This is a genomic window from Candidatus Eisenbacteria bacterium (assembly GCA_016867495.1).
Lineage (GTDB): Bacteria > Eisenbacteria > RBG-16-71-46 > CAIMUX01 > VGJL01 > VGJL01.
Map to the genome: position 1 here is coordinate 1 of VGJL01000319.1, position 2,077 is coordinate 2,077.

A 2,077-nucleotide genomic window follows, 5' to 3' on the forward strand; every position below is an offset into this window, starting at 1 on the left:
CTGCGTTGACTCCTGTTCAGGAGGGATGGACCTGATCGAGGTCCTGCAGGAGTGCGCCGCCAGGGAGGAGAGCCGCGTATGAGCCTCTACACGCCCCATCTGATGCGCATCGAAGAGGTCCGCAGGGAGACGCCCGATGTGAAGAGCTTCAAGCTCCGCTTCCTCGATCCCGCGGTCGCGGAGCGCTTCACCTTCCGGGCCGGGCAGTTCGGCCTCTACTCAGCGTTCGGGGAAGGGGAGTCGACCTTCTGCATCGCCTCCCCGCCGACCTGGCGCGACCACATCGAGTGCACCTTCCGCGCGGTAGGCAAGGTCACGGACGCACTCTCCAAGATGGAGGAGGGGGACGTGATCGGCTTCCGCGGACCGTACGGGAACTCTTTCCCGATCGAGTCGTTCGAGGGGAAGGATCTCCTCTTCGTGATCGGCGGGATCGCCTTGCCCCCTCTGCGCTGCGTCATCTGGAACGTCCTCGACCTTCGCGACCGCTTCGGCGCGGTGCGGATCGTCTATGGGGCGCGCAGCGTCGCCGACCTCGTCTACAAGGACGAGCTCGAGATGTGGGAGGAGCGGCCGGACGTCGAGCTCGTGACGACGGTCGATCCCGGCGGAGAGACGTCGGACTGGAAGGGGAAGGTCGGGTTCGTTCCGACCGTCCTCGATCAGGTGGCGCCGCCCTCGAAGAACTCCCTCGCCTTCGTCTGCGGCCCGCCGATCATGATCAAGTACTCGATGCCGATCCTCGACAAGCTCGGCTTCGCCCCCACGGAGATCTACACGACTCTCGAGAATCGGATGAAGTGCGGGGTCGGCAAGTGCGGGCGTTGCAACATCGGCGGCACATACGTCTGCAAGGAGGGGCCGGTCTTCACCGCCGAGGAGATGCTGGCTCTTCCGATGACGAGCGACTACTAGGCGCCTGGAGGCCTTCGGCATGTTCTCAGAGCGGCGCGAACAGGCCATCCGCTGGATGCTGCGGGCTCACGAGGGGCAGGTCCGCAAGGCGGAGCCCGAGGTCCCCTACATCGCCCACCTGATCCACGTGGCCTTCATCGTCCAGGAGGCCGGCGGAGGGGAGGACAGCGTGATCGCCGCGCTTCTCCACGACGCTCTCGAAGATACGGACGTCACTCCCGAGGAGCTGGAAGGCGCCTTCGGCCCCCGCGTGACGGCGATCGTGCGGGAGGTCTCGGAGGACAAGACCCTTCGCTGGGCCGATCGCAAGGCGAGGATGATCGAGCAACTCCGCAAGGCGTCGCCCGAAGCCTGCCTGGTCGCCGCCGCCGACAAGATCCACAACCTCGAGACTCTGACCCATGCGCACAGGAGCAGCGGCCCCGCGATCTGGGAGAGCTTCCGAGGGGCGCCGGAGCCGACGCTCCGTTTCTACGCGGGGACCCTCGAGGCGCTTCGCGGGAGGATCCCCGAGATCCTTGAGGGGAATCTGGAGAGGGCCCTCGAGACCGCGCGCCGGTTGATCCTCGGCTAGGTGCCGTTCTCGGGCCGAGGCGGTTCGGGCAGCGCCGGCGGCCAGCGTCTCGCAAAGCCGCAGCGGAGGCTTGACGCAGCCCGCGGGGTGGCCATAGCCTCCACAACCTAGTCGTCAGCGATACGGATCGTACCGCGATCCGTCAGAGACAATCGGGCGGCGGTCGCGTCCCTGGCCTTCTGGGATGCGGCGGGAGGGCGGCAGCGTGGGCGGCTTCTTTGGCGTGGCCAGCAGGCAGGATTGCATCGCGGACCTCTTCTACGGGACCGATTACCACTCGCACCTGGGAACCTCCCGCGGCGGATTGGTCGTCCACGGCAAGCAGGGGTTCAAGCGCAACATCCACGACATCACGAACTCCCCGTTTCGGACGAAGTTCGAGCCCGACCTTCACAAGCATATCGGCAACATGGGCCTTGGCGTGATCAGCGACTTCGAAGACCAGCCGATGCTCATCGAGTCCCGCCATGGCCGCTATGCCGTTGTGACCGTGGGGAGGGTCGCCAACCTCCGCAAGCTCGCCGAGGAGATCCTGCGAAAGCAGGCGGTCCACTTCAGCGAGATGAAGGGGAACGAGTTCAACCAGAC

General features: G+C 65.9%; 3 protein-coding genes. All 3 read left to right on the plus strand.

Annotated features, from left to right (window positions below):
• Positions 1-78 precede the first annotated feature (78 nt).
• Positions 79-915 carry a heterodisulfide reductase subunit F gene (locus FJY88_13870; protein ID MBM3288414.1) on the plus strand — a complete coding sequence of 279 codons (837 nt, stop codon included), beginning with the start codon at positions 79-81 and terminating at the stop codon, positions 913-915.
• A gap of 19 nt (positions 916-934) precedes the next feature.
• Positions 935-1,489, plus strand: coding sequence for a bifunctional (p)ppGpp synthetase/guanosine-3',5'-bis(diphosphate) 3'-pyrophosphohydrolase (locus FJY88_13875; GenBank protein MBM3288415.1), 555 nt, complete (start codon positions 935-937; stop codon positions 1,487-1,489).
• A gap of 205 nt (positions 1,490-1,694) precedes the next feature.
• On the plus strand, positions 1,695-2,077 hold a 383-nt coding region (locus tag FJY88_13880), incomplete at its 3' end, for an amidophosphoribosyltransferase (protein ID MBM3288416.1).

Bases quoted from the DNA above. Each gene is read 5' to 3' on its own strand.
- FJY88_13875 (MBM3288415.1), top strand. From the start codon at position 935: ATGTTCTCAGAGCGGCGCGAACAGGCCATCCGCTGGATGCTGCGGGCT.
- FJY88_13870 (MBM3288414.1), top strand. From the start codon at position 79: ATGAGCCTCTACACGCCCCATCTGATGCGCATCGAAGAGGTCCGCAGG.